General features: G+C 62.6%; 17 protein-coding genes. 10 read left to right on the forward strand and 7 right to left on the reverse strand.

Going from position 1 to position 18,736, the window contains the following annotated elements; all coding sequences use genetic code 11:
* The first annotated feature begins 39 nt into the window (after window positions 1-39).
* The 5 genes from AC3RCG_RS09635 (at window position 40) to AC3RCG_RS09655 (ending at window position 2,993) form a co-directional block, all read left to right on the forward strand.
* Window positions 40-576 carry a ferritin-like domain-containing protein gene (locus tag AC3RCG_RS09635; protein ID WP_070224913.1) on the forward strand — a complete coding sequence of 179 codons (537 nt, stop codon included), beginning with the start codon at window positions 40-42 and terminating at the stop codon, window positions 574-576.
* Window positions 577-634: 58 nt separating this feature from the next.
* The gene (locus tag AC3RCG_RS09640) at window positions 635-937 is read left to right on the forward strand and encodes an ElaB/YgaM/YqjD family protein (RefSeq protein WP_070224914.1); all 303 of its coding nucleotides are present in this window, start codon (window positions 635-637) and stop codon (window positions 935-937) included.
* An 18-nt stretch (window positions 938-955) separates the two neighbouring features.
* The gene (locus AC3RCG_RS09645; RefSeq protein WP_070224915.1) at window positions 956-1,342 is read left to right on the forward strand and encodes a phage holin family protein; all 387 of its coding nucleotides are present in this window, start codon (window positions 956-958) and stop codon (window positions 1,340-1,342) included.
* A gap of 21 nt (window positions 1,343-1,363) precedes the next feature.
* Window positions 1,364-1,702 carry a hypothetical protein gene (locus tag AC3RCG_RS09650; RefSeq protein ID WP_070224916.1) on the forward strand — a complete coding sequence of 113 codons (339 nt, stop codon included), beginning with the start codon at window positions 1,364-1,366 and terminating at the stop codon, window positions 1,700-1,702.
* 136 nt (window positions 1,703-1,838) lie between these two features.
* Entirely contained in the window at window positions 1,839-2,993 is a 1,155-nt protein-coding gene (locus tag AC3RCG_RS09655) for a patatin-like phospholipase family protein (RefSeq protein ID WP_070224917.1), read from the forward strand.
* 156 nt (window positions 2,994-3,149) lie between these two features.
* Here the strand turns inward: AC3RCG_RS09655 and AC3RCG_RS09660 are convergent, their stop codons facing one another.
* The 3 genes from AC3RCG_RS09660 to AC3RCG_RS09670 form a co-directional block, all read right to left on the reverse strand.
* Window positions 3,150-3,452, reverse strand: coding sequence for a hypothetical protein (locus AC3RCG_RS09660; RefSeq protein ID WP_230505895.1), 303 nt, complete (start codon window positions 3,450-3,452; stop codon window positions 3,150-3,152).
* A gap of 44 nt (window positions 3,453-3,496) precedes the next feature.
* Window positions 3,497-3,649: a DUF3309 family protein gene (locus AC3RCG_RS09665; RefSeq protein WP_010396415.1), complete on the reverse strand. Its 153-nt coding sequence runs from the start codon at window positions 3,647-3,649 to the stop codon at window positions 3,497-3,499.
* Window positions 3,650-3,716: 67 nt separating this feature from the next.
* Window positions 3,717-4,163 carry an outer membrane lipoprotein gene (locus tag AC3RCG_RS09670; RefSeq protein WP_070224919.1) on the reverse strand — a complete coding sequence of 149 codons (447 nt, stop codon included), beginning with the start codon at window positions 4,161-4,163 and terminating at the stop codon, window positions 3,717-3,719.
* Between the two features lie 270 nt (window positions 4,164-4,433).
* On the opposite strand from AC3RCG_RS09670, the gene AC3RCG_RS09675 reads away from it, so the two are divergent.
* From AC3RCG_RS09675 to AC3RCG_RS09685, 3 genes are all read left to right on the forward strand, one after another.
* On the forward strand, window positions 4,434-4,988 hold the full coding sequence (locus tag AC3RCG_RS09675) for a hypothetical protein (protein WP_046682431.1): 555 nt from the start codon (window positions 4,434-4,436) through the stop codon (window positions 4,986-4,988).
* 82 nt (window positions 4,989-5,070) lie between these two features.
* Window positions 5,071-5,382, forward strand: coding sequence for a BON domain-containing protein (locus AC3RCG_RS09680; RefSeq protein WP_070224920.1), 312 nt, complete (start codon window positions 5,071-5,073; stop codon window positions 5,380-5,382).
* Window positions 5,383-5,454: 72 nt separating this feature from the next.
* A complete protein-coding gene (locus AC3RCG_RS09685; protein WP_492404368.1) occupies window positions 5,455-6,651 on the forward strand; it encodes an AI-2E family transporter in 1,197 nt (398 codons plus the stop codon).
* Between the two features lie 62 nt (window positions 6,652-6,713).
* On the opposite strand, the gene AC3RCG_RS09690 is transcribed toward AC3RCG_RS09685, so the two are convergent.
* From AC3RCG_RS09690 to AC3RCG_RS09700, 3 genes are all read right to left on the reverse strand, one after another.
* Window positions 6,714-7,661, reverse strand: a complete 948-nt coding sequence (locus AC3RCG_RS09690; protein WP_070312966.1) for a YihY/virulence factor BrkB family protein — start codon at window positions 7,659-7,661, stop codon at window positions 6,714-6,716.
* Between the two features lie 73 nt (window positions 7,662-7,734).
* Entirely contained in the window at window positions 7,735-8,760 is a 1,026-nt protein-coding gene (locus tag AC3RCG_RS09695; protein ID WP_070224923.1) for an OmpA family protein, read from the reverse strand.
* A gap of 191 nt (window positions 8,761-8,951) precedes the next feature.
* On the reverse strand, window positions 8,952-9,212 hold the full coding sequence (locus AC3RCG_RS09700; protein ID WP_492404371.1) for a hypothetical protein: 261 nt from the start codon (window positions 9,210-9,212) through the stop codon (window positions 8,952-8,954).
* A 20-nt stretch (window positions 9,213-9,232) separates the two neighbouring features.
* Between AC3RCG_RS09700 and AC3RCG_RS09705 the strand changes: the two genes are divergently transcribed.
* Window positions 9,233-14,989, forward strand: coding sequence for an alpha-2-macroglobulin family protein (locus AC3RCG_RS09705; protein ID WP_492404373.1), 5,757 nt, complete (start codon window positions 9,233-9,235; stop codon window positions 14,987-14,989).
* A 17-nt stretch (window positions 14,990-15,006) separates the two neighbouring features.
* Complete coding sequence (gene pbpC, locus AC3RCG_RS09710) at window positions 15,007-17,103, forward strand: penicillin-binding protein 1C (RefSeq protein WP_492404453.1); 2,097 nt, start codon at window positions 15,007-15,009, stop codon at window positions 17,101-17,103.
* Here the strand turns inward: pbpC and AC3RCG_RS09715 are convergent, their stop codons facing one another.
* Window positions 17,104-18,726 (reverse strand): type VI lipase adapter Tla3 domain-containing protein, encoded by a 1,623-nt coding sequence (locus AC3RCG_RS09715; protein WP_492404375.1) that lies wholly within the window; start codon window positions 18,724-18,726, stop codon window positions 17,104-17,106.
* Window positions 18,727-18,736: the final 10 nt, after the last annotated feature.

Raw genomic sequence — 18,736 nt, forward strand, 5'->3', positions numbered from 1 at the left:
GGCCGGTGGATACCCATGTAATACTTGAAAGGAAGCATCATGACCCAAACATCTGTTGAGATTCCAGCTGGCATCGATACGGCCGCCATCCGCGCCGCCGCCAAAAACCTGGACGACGGCGCCGTGACGGCCGGCTACCAGGGCGACCGCCAGGAGTTGATCACCCTGTTGAATGGGGCGCTGGCCACCGAACTGGTGTGTATTGCGCGCTATAAACGCCATTACTACACGGTGAGCGGACGCGACAACGGCACCATCAAGGCCGAGTTCCTTGAGCATGCGCAGCAGGAGCAGGAACACGCCGACTGGCTGGCCGAACGCATCGTGCAACTCAATGGCAAGCCAGATTTTAATCCTGCAACATTGCTTGCGCGCAGCCATGCCGAGTATGATGACTCCGAAGACGTGCAAAGCATGGTGCGTGCCAATCTGATCGCGGAACGGGTAGCGATCGAGTCGTATCGCCAGATGATCGTCAAAATTGGCGACAAGGACCCGACCACACGCCATTTGTTGATCAAAATCATGGCTGTCGAAGAAGAGCACGCCGATGACATGCGCGATCTAATGGAATAGTGTTTTTGAGTAAAGTAGGTATAGTAACTACATTCATCCACAGCTAAGGAGCTAAACCATGTTGGAAAACAATATCACCACCGTCAATAACGATGTCAAAACCCTGGTCAAGGATGCGCAAGCCCTGTTCAGCGCCGCTGCCGCCCTGACCGGTGAAAAAGCCGATGAAGTGCGCATCAAGGGCATGAAAACCCTGGACGCTGCCCTGGCCAAGGCGCACGAAGCGCAAGCGTCGGCCATCGTTGCTACCAAACAGCTCGCCTCCCAGGCGGACGGTTATGTCAAGGAAAACCCATGGCGCACGGTAGCCGTCGCCGCTGGCGTCGGCGTACTGGTCGGCTTCATCCTGGGCCGCAAGTAATCCATTGTCAGGAGCGATATGGACAAGTCTGCTTCGTCTCACCAGGGGCCGGGATTGATCGGCTCGGTCGCCGGCCTGGCCAAGAACGCCGTCGGACTGATGTTGTCGCGGCTGGAACTGGCCACCATCGAACTGTCGGAAGTGCGCAATCACATGCTGCAGCTCGTGGTCATTTTCGCCCTGGCGACAGTGGCGGGCTTGTTTGCCATCGCTTACGGCAGCGTACTGATCGTTTTCCTGGCCTGGGATAGCCTGGGCTGGAAGATCCTGGCGATCATGACGGTCGTATTCGTACTGCTGGCCATCGCGCTGGTCATGTATGCGCGCGCCATGCTGCGTCAAGGAAAGCTGTCCATGCCTGCCACCATGGCGGAATTGAAGGCCGACCGCGACATGCTGATGTAAGCGGGCTCACGAGGAGAATTCATGTCGGAAACCGACAAACTGGCGGCGCAAGCCGCCCGCAAGCGCCTGCTGATCGCCCAAGGCGAAATGTATCGCGTGGGCATCGTGCATGCGCGCGCCAACGTGGGCTATGCCCTGCGTCCCGAATCGCTGCTGCAGGGCGTGGTCGAAACGGCGGTCGGCTTTGCCGGCCACCGCGTCGAGTCCCTGCTGGCGCCGGGCGGCATGCGTTTGCAGGGCGCCATGCCCTACGTGCTGACGGCGCTATCGTTTATTGGACGCAAGAAGCTGGTCAAGCCGGCCCTGGTCCTCGTGGCCGTGGCCGCCGTGGCCGCCAGCTGGCTGCGCCGCAAGCGCTGAACGCCAGCCGTGTTGCACAGGAACGCCGTCATTGACGGCGTTTTTTTTGCCCGTACCCAACGTCCGGCACGGGCAGTCGCAATCCCTTACAATGATTCACGCCGCATTTTGCGCGGCGCACAGAGGGGCTATCTTGATGACGAATTCGAAGACACCGATCAATCAGTTAAATCCCTCGCGCCTGCGCATCGTGCTGGTGCTGCAGGGCGGCGGCGCACTGGGCGCCTACCAGGCCGGCGTCTACCATGCGCTGCACGAACATGGCCTGGCGCCCGACTGGGTGGTGGGCACCTCGATCGGCGCCATCAATGCCGCCATTTTGGCCGGCAACAAGCACGAGGACAGGCTCGTGCGTTTAAAACAGTTCTGGCAGCGCGTGGCGCACCGCGACAGCGTCGACATGAATCTCGTTTCGGACCAGCAGCGCCGCTCGAACATCTGGCTGGCCACGCTCGATACGGTGCTGCGCGGCGTGCCCGGCTTCTTCAAGCCGCGCATTTTCAGCCTGTTCTCCGCAGGAATCGCCGTCAAGCCGGAAGAGGCCAGCTTCTATGACACCAGTGAGCTGGCCAGCACCCTCGAGGAACTGGTCGATTTCGATTACCTGAACCAGCCCGGCGGCATGCGCCTGACGGTCAACGCCCTGCGCGTCAAATGCGGCAGCCTCACCAGTTTCGACAGCCAGCAGCAACCCCTGACGGCGGACCATATCCGCGCCAGCGGCGCCTTGCCGCCCGGCTTTGCCGGCGTGCGCGTCGATGGCGATTTATATTGGGATGGCGGCCTGTACTCGAACACGCCGCTGGAAACCGTGCTCGACGACACGCCCCACGTCGACACCCTGGTCTTCATGGTCGACCTGTGGAGCTCGGAAGGGCCGGAACCGACCACCCTCGATGAGGTGCAGACGCGGCAAAAGGACGTCACCTTCGCCTCGCGCTCGAAACGCCATATCGCCGACTATGTCAATACGCACACCTTGCAGCGCAAATTGCGCGAGCTGTACGCCGGCCTGCCCGACACAAAGCACAACCGCCAGCAGACGGAAGAGCTCGTAGCGCTGGGCTGCGACAGCACCATGCACATCGTGCGCCTGCCGTATGCGGGGCGCGACTGGCACATGGCGGCCAAGGATATCAATTTCTCCAAGGGCTCCATCGAGTGGCGCTGGGAGCAGGGCTACCAGGATGGCTTGCGCGCGATCAAGGCGGCCGGCTGGCTGGCCTTCGTCACGGAAGACACGCCGCTCGTGGTGCACGAACTCCCGCCCTATGAGCGCGATGCGGCTTAGTGACGCCTGTCAAAACCTGCTGCGCGTCGGTATAGGCGGCCTGCGATGCTCACCGTACCTTCCGTACGGTTGCGCTTCTTAGCCACCTCTCCCTTCCGCTCGCGACGGTTTTGTCAGGTGTTGCAATGTTGTTCAGCGTCGCAACAGCACGGCGCATCACTGCGGATGCGCCGCTGCACGAAGTTTTTCCGCGTTCGCCATGTCTTGCCGGTAAGTATCCTGCGCGTCCTTCAGGCAGCTGGCGCGCGTGGCGGACGGTTCCAAGCGGCACGCTTTTTTGGCCTCGGCCAGGGCGGCGGCGATTTCCTTGCGCAAAGTGCGCAGCTGGGCTTGCGCCGTGCTGTCCTCCTGGTACCAGCGTTGCGGGTCGCCCGGCTGCGGCGAGGCCGTCTGCGCCAGTGCCATCGGCGCCAGGCTGCAGGCGAGCAGGGTGGCCAAGAGTGTATTGTGGATAGTCATGATATTTCCTCCTTGAAATAAAAAAGGCGCCGTAGCGCCTTTTTTTACAACCTGCCCGTCAGTAATAGCAGGATCAGTATCACTACGACCAGGCCGGCGATGCCGCTGGGGCCGTAACCCCAGTTGCGGCTATGCGGCCAGGTAGGCAGGACGCCGACCAGGGCCAGGATCAAGATGATCAGAATGATGGTGCCCATGGCAACTCCTTGTTATGGTACGACTCATGCGAGATGGCGGATGCCTGCTGACAAGCTCCGCCGAGAATTAATAGCGGTAGACGCGGCCGTCGACGACGCGCACGCGGTTGCCCGGGCGCAAATCATTCGCGTTGTCCTGCACTACAGTACGGTACTCGCCGTTGTCGAGACGCACGCTGATCTGGTAGGCCTGCGCCTGCTGCCTGCGGCCTTCGACCTGGTTGCCCACGACGCCGCCGGCGACGGCGCCCGCCACGGTGGCGGCCGTGCGTCCGCTGCCCGAACCGATGGTATTGCCCAGCAGGGCGCCGGCGATGCCGCCGACCACGGCGCCGGCGCCGCTGGTTTGACCGCCACCCTGCACGATCTGGATGGAGTCGACGGTGCCGTACATGGCGGACTCAGGCTGGTTGGCCGGGTAATATTGTTGCGACTGGGTAGGGCCGGTGGCACAACCGCTCAGTACGGCGGTGGCGGCGAGCATCAGTGCAGCCAAGGTGGCGTTGGTTTTCATTTTATTCTCCTGACGAGGTGAGGGTGTAGTGCCATCTTAGTCATGCCCCTGTCCCCGGTCTGTACGCTGCCGCACGTACTTATTTGCAGTCGAAAAGGGGAGTGCGGGCAGGAGCGATCCGGCAAAAACGTTGTTATTTCTCCATATTGCCCTTCCGCTTTCAAAATAAATTACTTGTGTACGGCAGCGTACAGAAGAGCGGCGACTATCCACGTAAAACGGTAGTCATGCCAAGCAGACATGCTTGCTACCACCAGGGAGAAATACAACATGAACAAGAATAAGCTTTTCACCGCCATCGTCGTCAGCCTGGCATGCGCCGCATGGGGCGGCCAGGCAGTGGCGGCCACGCCGGAAGCAAAAGCAGCGTACAAGGCGGCCAATGAACAGGCTGGCCTGAATTACAAACTGGCGCATGCCGAGTGCGAAAAAATCACGGGCAACCCCAAGGATGTCTGCATCGCCGAGGCGAAGGCCGTGCGCACCTACGATGAAGCCGTGGCCCAGGCGCAATACACGAATACGCTGCGTGCCTACACGAAGGCGCGCATCAAGATTGCCGATGCCAATTACGATGTCGATCTGGCCCGCTGCAATGCGCTGACGGGCAACGACAAGGATGTCTGCGTCAAGCTGGCCAAGTCCACCAAGGTGGCGGCCCTGGCCGACGCCAAAGCGGACAAGAAAGTCATCGAAGCGCGCAGCGATGCGCGTGAAGCAAAAAGAAAAGCCGAGTACAAGGTCGCGACAGAAAAATGCGATGCATTGGCCGGCGCAGCCAAGGATGACTGTATCAAGGCTGCAAAAACCCAGTTTGGCTACTGAGCTCCCTCCGGCGCGCAGTCACCACACTGGTATAAGAAGCTCATTGTGAGCACATTGATTGACCACTCCTAAGGAAAAAACCATGAAATTCACTAAATCTATCGCTACTGGCCTTTTCGTCGCTTCCCTGTTCGCCGTTGCAGGCTGCGCTTCGACCCCAACCAAGGAAGGCACGGGCGAATACCTCGACGACGCCGCGATCACCACCAAAGTGAAAGCCAGCATCTTCAATGAGCCTACCCTGAAATCGACGGAAATCAACGTTGAAACCTTCAAGGGCGTGGTTCAGCTGAGCGGCTTCGTTGCCCAGCCAGCCGATGCCGCCAAAGCGGGCGAAGTCGCCCGTGGCGTCAAGGGCGTGAAGTCGGTGAAAAACGACATCCGCGTCAAGTAATGGCCTGACCTGCCGCAGCGGCCAGCCTCACGGCTGGCCCTGTGGCCTTCCACCGACCGTCGCGGGAATCGCATGCATACCCAGCCTTCAGATACCCCGCCCGATCCGGTGGCGGCTGCCTCCACCGAGCCTGCCGGGCCAACTCCCGGCGCGCCCGTGGAGCAGCCAGACTCAACCTTGCGCTTGCCGCTGCATGTCAATGCGCGTGGCATGGCCTTGGGCATCATCGCCACCGTCAGCTTTATTTATGCGCTGCAGTGGGCACAGAAATTCCTCATTCCCGTCATCTTCGGCATTTTCATTGCCTACACCCTCAATCCCGTTGTCGCCTGGCTGGAAAAGCTGCGCCTGCCGCGCGCCATCGGCGCCACGGCCGTCACGGCCCTGATCCTGTTCGGCTCCATCGTCGTGGTCGAGCGCGTGCAGGGCGAATTCGAATCCATCGTTGAAGAGTTGCCGGCCGCCACGCATAAACTGTCGCGGCTGATCGCCGCCAATACGGGCGGCAAGAACAGCACCTTCCAGAAGATGCAGGCCGTGGCCAATGAAATCGAGCAAGTGGCCGCCGGCGCCGAAGCGCGCCGCAACAACCGCCGCGCCGCCGCGGCCGAGGCGCCCAACTTCAAGATCATGGACTGGGTCTGGGCCGGTTCGCTGGGCCTGGTGGGCTTCCTCAGCCAGGCCACCATGGTCATCTTCCTCGTATTCTTCCTGCTGCTGTCGGGCGACACCTTCAAGCGCAAGCTCGTCAAGCTGACGGGACCGTCGCTGAGCCGCAAGAAGGTCACTGTGCACATCCTGGAAGACATCAACACTTCAATCCAGAACTATATGTTCATGCTGCTCGTCACGAATGTCTTGCTGGCCGTCCTGATGTGGATCGCCCTGCGCGTGATCGGGCTGGAAAACGCGGGCGCCTGGGCCATCGTGGCCGGCTTGCTGCACATCATGCCGTATTTCGGCCCCTTGCTCATCACCATCGCCACGGGCCTGGTCGCCTTCCTGCAGTTCGAATCGCTGGAAATGGTCTTGCTGGTGACGGGCACGTCGATGGCCATCGCCACCCTGGTGGGCACCTTTGTCACCACCTGGATGACGGGGCGTATCGCGCGCATGAATCCTACTGCCGTGTTCGTCAGCCTGCTGTTTTGGGGCTGGCTGTGGGGCGTCTGGGGATTGCTGCTGGGCGTGCCCATCATCGTCATGGTGAAGGTCGTGGCCGAGCGCGTGCAAGGCATGGAAGTGGTGGCGGAACTGCTGGGCGAATAGCTTGCGGCAAGGCCAAGAACAACGGCGCCCGCGGGCGCCGTTGCTGCATCCGGAACGACACCTTACGACTGGTGGCGTTTCAGTATCTTCACTTGCACGTCGCCGTCTTCCGTCTTCGGCATATCCTTCATGCTGCCCAGCTGCAGGGCGAACTGGCGTGTAAATTCGGCGCCCAGGAAGAAGATTTGCGCCGAGTAATACACCCACAGCAGCAGGGCGACCAGCGAACCGGCGGCGCCATAGCTGCTGGCCACGCCGCTATTGCCGATATACACACCAATCGCATATTTCCCCAGTGAAAACATGAAGGCCGTGCCGATGGCGCCGATCAGCACGTCGCGCCAGGACAGGCGCACGCGCGGCAGCATTTTATAGATGACGGCAAACAGGCTGGCGATGACGGCAAAGCCGATCAGGTTCGACAGGATGGTAAACAGCACGGCAGTGTCTTTCCACACGCCTTCCCAAAAGTTGGCGAGGATGGCCATGGCGGCGTTGACCACCAGCGACACCATCAGCAGGAAGGCCAGCACCAGTACCAAGCCAAACGACAGCAGGCGCGTGCGCACCATGTCCCAGGCACCCGCTTCCTTCAAGGGTGGCACTTGCCAGATTTCATCGAGACTGGCCTTCAGTTCGGCAAAGACGCTGGTGGCGCCAAACAGCAGCAGGGCGCTGGCGATGAGGGTGGCGATGCGGCCCTGTTCATGGTTTTTCGCGCCGGCCAGCACGAGCTGGATGGCTTCGGCGCCCTGCGTGCCCAGCAAGCCCTGCAGTTGCCCCATCAGCTCGCCGCGCGCGGCGGCCGGGCCATAGAAAAAGCCGGCGATGGCGATCACCAGTACGAGGATGGGGGCGATGGAAAACAGGGTGTAATAGGCGAGGGCGGCGCCCTTGCTCGAGGCGCGGTGTTCCAGCCATTCGGTGACGGAGCAGTAGACGACGCTGCGCATCTGTTTGCTGAACGGCGCGAGACCGGCCAGTCTGGGATAGCGGGTAAAGAAATTCATGATGGCTTTCAATGCAAAAAAGGGGCGCGAGCCCCTTTTTTTTTAATTCACAAGTGGCGTACCACTGTCGAGCTTACTGCACGCGGCGTTCGATGGTGATTTGTTCCACTTCAACGCGGCGGTTAGGTTCCAGGCACTTGATCAGGTCGGCACGTTTCTTGTTGTTGCACTCCACGACCGGATTGGTCGAACCCTTGCCTTCAGCCGTCAGGCGGTTGGCGGCAACACCGTGGGCGACCAGGTATTCCTTGACTGCATCAGCGCGCTGCTGCGACAGTTTCAGGTTGTACTTGGGCGAACCGATACGGTCGGCATAGCCACTGATGACGACGTTGTTGACGTCCGGCGCTGCGTTCAGCACGCGTGCGATTTCGTCGAGCTTGGTTTGTGTCGGGCCCAGCTTGGCGCTGTCGAACGCGAACAGTTCCGTTGCCGACATCGTCACTTTTTCAAAGCGTGGTGGCGGTGGCGGCGGTGGTGGCGGCACGACCACGACGACTTCTTCACGTACTGGCGGCGGTGGCGGTGGTGGCGGCGGTGCAGGCGGTTTGTCGAACGCGTAGTTCAAGCCCACGGTGACGTAGTAGTTGTTGGACTTGCTGCTCGGGTCGAACGTATTGCCGCGCAGGAAACCGTGCACATTGCGCACGTCAGCCTGCAGGGACAGCTGCTCGGTGATGCTGGACTGGAAACCCAGGCCCACGCTCGCGTATGGCGAGCTCTTCGTGCGTTCACCGAAGGCGAAGCTGGTGTCCTTGTCGCGCTGCATGCCGGCACCGACCAGCAGGAAAGGACGGAAGGCTTTGCGCGAGAACATGTACAAGCCGTCTACGCCCAGCGTATTTTGCTGGTAGCGCTGACCGCCATCCTTGGAACGCGCATACGTGGTGCCCAGCTGGATATCCCAGTCCTGGGAAACAGGCTTACCGAAACGCAAGCCTGCGCCATAACCGGTTTTATCCGTGGCGAAGTCGGAATCTGGCTTGAGTGCGTTGATGCTAGGTTGAATATACCAGGAGGGATTGATTTCCTGGGCCTGTGCGCCGAGGGCGGAGCACAGGACTGCGGCGGCAACGGCGATTTTTTTTAGATTATTCACAAGTAACTCCCAACGTTGATAAGAGATTTTCTCTACGGCATCAAAGACACATCTTGCTACACGTGCTATTGCTAGATATAGACCACACTTCCAGGTGCGCATTCTTGTGATAAATGCACTGCTGTTGGACTAGAGAATACGATTGCAGGTTCAGGTGGTCGGTGCGCTGGCGCACAAAGCATTGCGGTATATCAATAGCGTTGCAGATTCACGACAAAGATTTTGGTGTTGAAAAAAACTAATGTTATTGGTGAAACTTTTACAAGCACGGTCATTTCCTGGCACCGCGGCGACAGGCAATCGTACGACTTGTCACCTGCATGCCACTGTATATTAGCAACAATGATGAGCTTGATAACTAATAATACATTGATGTTGTATTCCTGCCGCGTTCTGTTGTTTTTCCGGGCTTCCGCCAGGCAACTTTTGCGCGCCGCAGCCAGCTCCGCCACTTTTCCTCAAGGAGTCATCCGTGCCTGACCTGTCCCGTGTTCTTACTTCCCCGCTGTCCGGCAAGCTGGGCCCGCTGTGCCTGCTGCTGTCGCTGGGCCTGGCGGCGCCAGCCTGGGCCGATAGCGGCGTGTCCCTGTTTTCACCGAGCGGCACGGTCAAGGCCGTGCGCCAGGTGCGGGCCCAGTTCGCCACGCCGATGGTGCCGTTCGGCGACATGGGCTTGCCCGCGCCGTTCGCCATCGATTGCGGCAAGGCCGAGCCGGACGTCGTGGCGGGCGCGGGGCGCTGGGCCGACGAACGCAACTGGAACTTCGATTTCGAGCGCGATTTGCCGGCCGGCGTGGCCTGCAGCTTTACCTTGAAGCCGGGACTCAAGGACCTGGCGGGCCAGACCCTGCAGGGAAGCACGTCCTACCGCTTTTCCACTGGCGGGCCGGCCATCGTCGAGGCCGTACCGTATGACGGCCAGCCCTACATCGATGAAAACCAGATCTTCGTGCTGGGCCTGGATGCCGCACCGAACGAGGCCAGCGTGGCCGCCAACGCGTATTGCCGCGCCGATGGCATCAATGAAAAGATTCCCGTGCGGCGGCTTGTAGGCAAGGAACTGGAGCAGGTATTGACTTTGCGCAAGAGCTTTCTCGACCGCTACCTGACCGTGTACTTCAAGAAGCGGGGCGTCGTGTGGAAAGCGGGCATGCCCGTCGCGAGCAAGGGCGCGCCGCCTTTGCCTGTCACCGTGCTGCAATGCAAGCGCAGCTTCCCCGCCAACGCCAAGGTGTCGCTGGTGTGGGGCGAGGGCATCGCCAGCGCCAGCGGCATCGCCACGGACAAGGCGCAAACCCTGCAGTTCAAGACGCGTCCCGACTTCACGGCCAAGTTCAGCTGCGAGCGCAGCAATCCGAAGGAGCAATGCATTCCCTTCCTGCCCATGCGCGTGCAGTTTTCCGCGCCCGTGAGCGCGGCGCAGGTGCGCGCCATGACCCTGAAGGGCGGCGGCAAGACCTATGCGCCGACGATTTCAAAAGAGGAAGAAAAGGCGGAATTCCTGTATGGCGCCACCTTCAATGGTCCATTTCCCGTGCAGGCCAGTTTTGTGCTGAACTTGCCGCCGGGCTTGAAGGACGATGCGGGCCGCGCCTTGCTCAACCGCGCGCGCTTCCCCATGACGGTGCGCACGGGCGAACAGCCGCCGCTGCTCAAATTCCCGGCCCCGTTCGGCATCATCGAAGCGAAGGGCGACGGCTTGCTGCCCGTCACCGTGCGCAATATCGAGCCCGTGCTGTCGGGCAAGGAAGTCGTGCAAGCCTCGGCCGCCGCCACGGGCGCCACCTTGCGCGTGCCCGACAATGACGACAAGTTCATCATCGAGTGGATGCAGCGCCTGGCCGGCAATGGCGACGGGGGAGAGTACTGGCAGCCGTATGCCCAGTATGCGGGCAACATGAGCAAATCCGTGCTGGCGGGCGCTGCCGGCACGCGCCCCATCAGCCTGCCGCGTCCCGATGGCAGGAAAACCTTTGAAGTGATCGGCATCCCGTTGCAGAAGCCGGGCTTTTATGTGGTCGAGCTGGCCAGCCCCATCCTCGGCAAGGCGTTGCTGGGCAAACCGACGACCGCGTATATCCGCACGGCCGCGCTGGTGACGAACCTGGCCGCCCACTTCAAGCATGGCGCGCAATCGTCGCTCGTGTGGGTGACCTCGCTGGACAAGGGCGCGCCTGTTGCGAAAGCGCAAGTGGCCGTGCGCGACTGCGCCGGCAAGCTGCTGTGGCAAGGCGCCACGGGCGCGGACGGCGTGGCGCACATTCCCGGCGAGCTGGCCAATTCCAGCTGCAAGAACAATGGCCGCTACTTTATCAGTGCGCGCAGCGGCGGCGACATGACGTTCACCCTGTCGGACTGGGTGGGCGGCATCGAAGCCTGGCGTTTCAACCTGCCCACGGATGACACGCGCGCCGACAACACCTTGCTGGCCACCGTATTCGACCGCACCTTGCTGCGCGCCGGCGAAACCGTGCACATGAAGCACTTTATACGCAAGCACACGGGCGAGGGCATGAGCCTGGTCGACAAGAACAACGGCCCCGGCAGCGCCACGTCCATCGTCATCACGCACCAGGGCAGCGACCAGAATTACCAGTTGCCGCTGCGCTGGTCCGCCGGCGGCACGGCGGAAAGCGACTGGCTCATTCCCGCCGACGCCAAGCAGGGAGAGTACAGCGTGACGATGGCGGGCCGTCCTTCCGGCAGTTTCCGCGTTGAAGCCTTCCGCGTGCCGACCATGAAAGCCGTGCTGCAGGGGCCGAAAGCGCCCGCCGTGCAGGCAAAGCAGCTGGCCCTCGATGCGCAAATCACGTATCTGGCCGGCGGCGCCGCCACCAACGCACCCGTCAAGCTGCGCACGGTGCTGCAGGACAAGAGCGTGACGTTTGCCGACTATCCCGATTTCAGCTTCAGCAACGGCGACGTGAAGGAAGGCCTGGTGAAACAGGGCACGGGCTACGACGACGATGAGGGCGAGTGGCAGGACGAGGGCCGTGGCGGCCACTCCGGCGCCGGCGCGGCTGCCGCGCGCACGCAAAGCTTGACTCTGGACAAGGCGGGCGGCGCGCGCATCGTCATCGACCAGTTGCCGCAGCTGTCCACGCCGCGCGACCTGGTGGCGGAAATGGCGTTCCAGGATGCGAATGGCGAGACGGCATCCGTCGCCACGCGCGTGCCGCTGTGGCCATCGAACTACGTGATCGGCATCAAGCCCGATGCCTGGGCCTTGAGCAAGGATGCCTTCAAGTTCACGGTGGCCGTGCTCGGTACCAATGGCAAGCCGGTGGCGAATGCCCCCGTGGCTGTCGACTTCTTCCAGCGCAACAGCTATTCGCACCGCCGGCGCCTGATCGGCGGCTTCTATGCGTATGAAAACAGCAGCGAAGTGGTCAAGCTGGGCCAAGCGTGCTCGGGCAAGACGGACAACAAGGGCCTCTTGACTTGCGACGTGAAGGCGCCCGCCAGCGGCAATCTGGTGTTGCGCGCCCGCACGCAGGACAGTGCCGGCAATGCGGCCGTCGCCAACCGCGAAACCTGGGTGGCCGGCAGCGGCGACTGGTGGTTCAATGCCAGCGACAACGACCGCATCGACGTCTTGCCGGAAAAGAAACGCTATGAGCCGGGCCAGGAAGCGAGCTTGCAGGTGCGCATGCCGTTCCGTTCGGGCAAGGCGCTGATCACGGTCGAGCGCGAAGGCATCCTCGACACCTATGTGCGCCAGTTGAACGGCCGGGAACCGGTGGTGAACATCCCGGTCAAACCGAATTACGCGCCGAATGTGTATGTGTCCGTGTTTGTCGTGCGGGGGCGTGTCGATGGCGTGCAGCCGACTGCGCTGGTCGACTTGGGCAAGCCGGCCTACAAGATGGGCATCGCGCCGCTGAACGTGGGCTGGCAGGCGCATGAACTGAACGTCATGGTGGTGTCCGACAAGGAAGTGTATAAAACGCGCGACAAGGCGGAAGTGTCCGTGCGCGTGCGCCGCGCTGACGGCAAACCGCTGCCGGCCGGTGCCGAAGTGGCGCTGGCGGCCGTCGACACGGGCTTGCTGGAGCTGATGCCCAACGATAGCTGGAAGTTGCTCGATACCATGATGGCGCAGCGCAGCTTGCAGGTGGAAACGGCGACGGCGCAGATGCAGGTGATCGGCAAGCGCCATTTTGGCCGCAAGGCGTTTCCGGCCGGCGGGGGCGGCGGCAAGGGCGCCAGCCGCGAGCTGTTCGACACCCTGCTGTTCTGGAAAGGCACCGTCAAGCTCGACGCCAAGGGCGAAGCGACGGTGCAAGTGCCGCTCAACGATTCCCTGACGGGCTTCCGCATCGTCGCGATTGCCAGTGCCGGCAAGGAATTGTTCGGCACGGGCAGCACGGATATCCGCAGCTCGCAAGACTTGATCTTGATGTCGGGCTTGCCGTCCCTCGTGCGTGAAGGCGACCAGTTGCGCGCGGGCTTTACGGTGCGCAACACCTCGGCCGCATCCTTGAACGTGGAAATCAATGCCACGGCGGCTGGCAAGGCGCTGCCGCGCCAGAGCTTGACCCTGGCGGCGGGAGAAGCGCGCGAAACGGGCTGGGATTACCAGGTGCCGCTTGGCGCGCAAACGGTCGTGTGGGAGATCAGCGCCAAGGCGGGTAGCGGGCTTGGCAACACCTCCGATAAACTGAAAATCACGCAAAAAGTCGGCCAGGCCACGCCCGTGCGCACGTATCAGGCCACCTTGATGCAGATCGACAAGCCCGTCAATATGTCCGTGCAAATGCCGGCCGGCGCCTTGCCGGGCCGGGGCGGCCTGCAGACCAGCTTTGTCGCCAAGCTGGGCGGCGAGCTGCCCGGCGTGCGCGAGTACATGGCCGCCTACCCGTACACTTGCTTCGAGCAAAACACGTCGAAGGCCATCGCCCTGCAAGACCAGGACGCGTGGAACCGGCTGGCCGCCAGTCTGCCCGCCTACCTCGATGGCGATGGCTTGCTGAAATACTTCCCCATCATGGAGCAGGGCAGCGACAGCCTGACGGCCTACGTGCTGTCGGCCACCAGGGAAGCGGGCTATGCGATTCCGGAACAGACGAAGAACCGCATGGAAGCAGCCTTGACGGCCTTCGTGCAGGGCAAGATCGTGCGCCGTTCCGCGCTGGCCACGACCGACCTGGCCGTGCGCAAGCTGGCCGCGCTGGAAGCGCTGTCGCGTTCGAATAAAGTGCCGCCCGATGCGCTGGAGAGCATCAGCATCAGCCCGAACCTGTGGCCGACCTCCGCCGTCATCGACTGGAGCTTGTTGCTGCAACGCACGCCTGGCCTGGCGCGCCGCGATGCGCTGCTGGCCGAGGCGCAGCAGATCTTGCGTTCGCGCCTGAATTTCCAGGGCACCACCATGGGCTTTTCCACCGAGCGCAAGGATAACTGGTGGTGGCTGATGGTGTCCGGCGACGTCAACGCCAACCGTTTATTACTGGCCGTGATAGACGACCCGGCGTGGAAGGACGACATCGGCCGCCTGGTGCGCGGCAGCATGGGGCGCCAGAAGAAGGGCCGCTGGGATACGACGGTGGCCAATGCCTGGGGCACCCTGGCCATCGCCAAATTCTCGGCCAAGTTCGAGTCCACCCCCGTGACGGGCGCCAGTGCCGTCAAACTGGGCGGCGATACGCAAGCGCTCGTGTGGAATGGCGCGGCGAAAGTCGGCCCCGTGCTGCAGGCGTGGCCGACGGGCACGGATACCCTGGGCCTGGCACACAGCGGCATGGGCAAGCCGTGGGCCACCGTGCAAAGTCTGGCGGCCATTCCGCTCAAGGCGCCCGTGTCCAGCGGCTACACGATCAAGAAAACCGTAACGCCGGTGGAACAGAAAACCACAGGCCAATGGTCGAGCGGCGACGTCTACCGCGTGCGCCTGGAGTTGTCGGCGCAGGCGGACATGAGCTGGGTGGTGGTCGACGACCCGATACCGGCCAGCGCCACGGTGCTGGGCAATGGACTGGGGCGCGACTCGCAGCTGCTGACGGCCGGCGAAAAATCCACGGGCTGGGTCTGGCCCACGTTCGAAGAGCGGGCGTTTGACGCTTTCCGAGCGTATTACGCCTTCGTGCCAAAGGGTAACTGGAGCGTGGAATACACGGTGCGCCTGAACAATGCCGGGGATTTCAGCCTGCCGGCCACGCGCATCGAGGCCATGTATTCGCCCGAGATGTTTGGCGAAGCGCCGAACGCGAATGTGAAGGTGGGGCAGTGAAAGGGTTAGTTTTACTGATGGGCGGCCTGCTGTCCGGCCCGGTCTTCGCCGAGGCGGTCCTGACGCCGGCCCAGGTGCAGGCCGCCTACCGCAGTTCGGAAGCGCAGTTGCTGGACCGCAGCGGCGCGCCGCTGCAATCGTTACGCGTGGACATGAAGGTGCGGCGCTTGCCGTGGGTGCCGCTGGCCGATATTTCTCCCGCCGTGCAGCAGGCCGTGCTGCTGGCGGAAGACCAGCGCTTCATGCGCCATGGCGGCGTGGATGTGTCCGCGCTGGCCACGGCCGCCTGGGACAATCTGTTTTCCAAGAAACCCCGCGGCGCCTCGACCATCACCATGCAGCTGGCGGGCCAGCTCGATGCGGACTTGCAGGCGCAAGCGGGCGGCCGCAGCCTGCGCCAGAAATGGGACCAGATGCGCGCCGCCAAGGCGATCGAAGACAGCTGGAGCAAGGCGCAGATTTTCGAAGCGTACCTGAACCTCGTGTCGTTCCGCGGCGAACTGCAAGGTATCGCCTCCGCCTCGTACAGCTTGTTCGGCAAGGCGCCGTCGGGCCTGAACCAGACGGATGGCATCATCCTGGCCAGCCTGGTGCGCTCGCCGAATGCGCCGCCGGCCACCGTCACGCGGCGCGCCTGCGCGCTGGCAAAGGAATGGCGCATGGACAGCAGCTGCCAGCTGATCGGCCAGCGCGTGCAGACGGCCTTGCAGCGCAATGCGCTGTATGCGGAGCTGGCGCCGGCGCCGCAAGTGGCGCAGCAACTGCTGAAGCAGCCGGGCGCCCAGGTCGCCAGCACGCTCGATGGTCCCTTGCAACGCTTCGCACAGGAAAACCTGCGCCAGCAACTGGGATCTTTGCGCGAGCGCAATGTCAACGACGGCGCCATCATCGTGCTCGATAACCGCAGCGGGGAGATCCTCGCCTATGTCGGCAATGCGGGCGGCAGCCATGTCGATGGGGTGACGGCCCTGCGCCAGGCCGGTTCCACCTTGAAACCGTTTTTATATGAACTGGCCATCGAGCGCCGTCTGATGACGGCCGCCTCCGTCATGGACGACTCGCCGCTGGACGTCGCCACGGCGTCCGGCATGTATGCGCCGCAAAACTACGACCGCAATTTCAAGGGCTACGTCAGCGCCCGCACCAGCCTGGCCAGTTCCCTGAACATTCCCGCCGTGCGCACGGTGCTGCTGACGGGACAGGACGGCTTTTACAACCGCCTCAAGGACGTGGGCCTGTCGAGCCTGACGGAGCCGGCCGAATACTACGGCCCCTCGCTGGCGCTGGGCTCATCGGAAGTAACCCTGCTGGAACTGGCCAATGCCTACCGCGCGCTGGCCAATGGCGGGCTGTACAGCACGGCCAGCCTGCAGCCGGGGCAGGCGGGCAAGGACCGGCGCCGCGTGATGGAGCCGGGCGCCGCCTTCATCGTCAGCGACATCCTGGCCGACCGCGCCGCGCGCAGCATGACCTTTGGCTTGCGCAACGAGCTGGGGACGAATTTCTGGAGCGCCGTCAAGACAGGCACGAGCAAGGATATGCGCGACAACTGGTGCATGGGTTACTCGGAGCGCTACACGGTGGGCGTCTGGGTGGGCAACTTCGACGGCAAGCCCATGTGGGACGTCTCGGGCGTGACGGGCGCCGCGCCCGTGTGGCGCGACGTCATGGATTATCTGCACAAGAACGTGCCCAGCCATGAACCGAAAGCGCCGCCCGGCGTGCTGCAGCAAATGGTGGCGTACCAACCCGCACTGGAAGCGCCGCGTCGCGAATGGTTTATTGCCGGCACGGAAAGTCCCGTCATCGCCGTGCTGGGCGACACCGTGAAGCCGCCCGCCATCGTGTATCCGGCCGAGGACAGCATCCTCGCCATCGACCCCGACATCCCGCCCGCCCTGCAGCGCGTGTTCTTCCAGGCGCAAGGCAGCCACGGCTTGCGCTGGGTGCTCGACGGCAAAGATATGGGCGGTGCAGCCGAGAGCATCAGCTGGCGCCCCGTGCCGGGCAAGCATGCGCTGGCCCTCGTCGACGACGTTGGCAAGACGGTGGCGCGGGTGGCGTTCCAGGTGCGGGGGAATGCCTTGGCGCAGCTTGCCGCACAGGAAAAATAATCAGTTCGATGGATAGTTCGCCGGATCGATGGCCGGCGTGACGTAGTGCCGCAGCACATCGCCGCCGTGCGGATGCTGCTGCGTGCGGCGTTTTTCGTCCGATGGCGGGCTGACCAGCACGATGGTCGCCTCGTCCGGATTGCGCAAATTCACCACGGCGCTGACGCCGCCATCGCGGTAGCTGCCCATCACGGCTATGGCCATCTGTACGAACAGGGTGGCCGCGCCCGTGTTGCCCAGGCGCTGGTCCGTGTCTATCCATTGCGCCACGTTGCCGCTGTCTAGTTCCGTGCCGCCATCTTCCGCATGTTTCAGCAAGGTCTTGTGCAGCGCCACCAGCTGCGCCTGATTGCCGCCTGTGGCGGCGACGAGGCGCGCCGGTGCGGCGGGACGGTCGGTTTCCGGCAAGCTGTGCAAGGCTTGCTGCCAGCCCGCCTGCAGGGCGCGTTCGCGCTGGTCGCGCCGCGTGAGCGGCTTGCCGTGTTCATCCGTCAACCTGATAAAAGTGGGCCGGTGGAGGAAGCCGAAGGTGGGCAGGCGGTCCAGCTGCGCCAGCTGTTCCTTGTTGAACGGCAGGGGAAACCAGGGCGTGGGCTGCCACTCTTTCGGCGGGTGATAAGTCTTGTGCTGGAGCCTGTCGAGCATGCTGAAGCTGCCCGTGCCGCGGATGTCGGGGCGCCGGGCGAATTGCGCGGCGACGGGCAGCCATTCGGCGATGCTGGGCTGGCGCCGGGTGATGGCTGTGGGATCAGTTTCCAGGCGTGCCTGTGGCACGGTTCCCATCAAATCATAGTAGGCCAAATACAAGCGCCGCGCCACGCCGTAGGTATTCAAATCGTCGACGCTGTCCTCTGGCGGCGCATCGTCATACGCAAACTTGCGTACGGCATCGATGCGTTCGCGCCGGGCCAGCACGAACAGGGCGGAGGCGTCGGGCATTTCGGGGATGTAGCGGCCGTCTCTTGTGAGCGGTGGCGAGTTGTCCGGGCTGTACAGATCGCGCGTGGGCATGCTGTCTTCCGAATTGAGCACGATGTAGGGCACGTCGGGATGGGCATCGAAAAATGCAAATACATCTTCCAGGATGCGGTCCGGATGTTCACTGAGGCGGCGCGGACCACTGGCGAACAGATGCCAGTGCAGGCCGGATGACGCAGCGCCACCGGCCAGACCTATGGCCGGCGAGTCGGGGCTGTCCAGCATGTGCGAATTAAAGATCGGCGGTTCGGCATTGAAAACGGGCACGCCAAAATACATGGGAATGTCCCTTGCCCCATTTTCCAGCGTGTCACCGCCGCGGCCACCTGCTATCCCAGCTCTCTGCATGGCATCCCAGGTGTATTTTTCCTTGTCCTGTTCACGGATGCTGGCATAGGCATTTCCCTGCTGCAGCACTTCCCACAGCTTGCCTTGGCGATACTTGTCCAGAGTGACGCCGAGACCGATGACTTCCAGCACATATTCCCGCTTGTCCTGTTCGCTGGGCGCCGCCTGTTGCACTTGCGGCTGTGCGACGGCCACAGGCTTGGACGAATGCAGCCAGCGAGAACCGAGCAATGTAGCCGCGACGATGGGCGGGATCAGCAACAGCCATTGCAGGTGGCGCCATATTTTGCTGCTCATCGTGGACTCC

It is taken from the genome of Janthinobacterium sp. GW823-FHT01H08 (assembly GCF_058797855.1).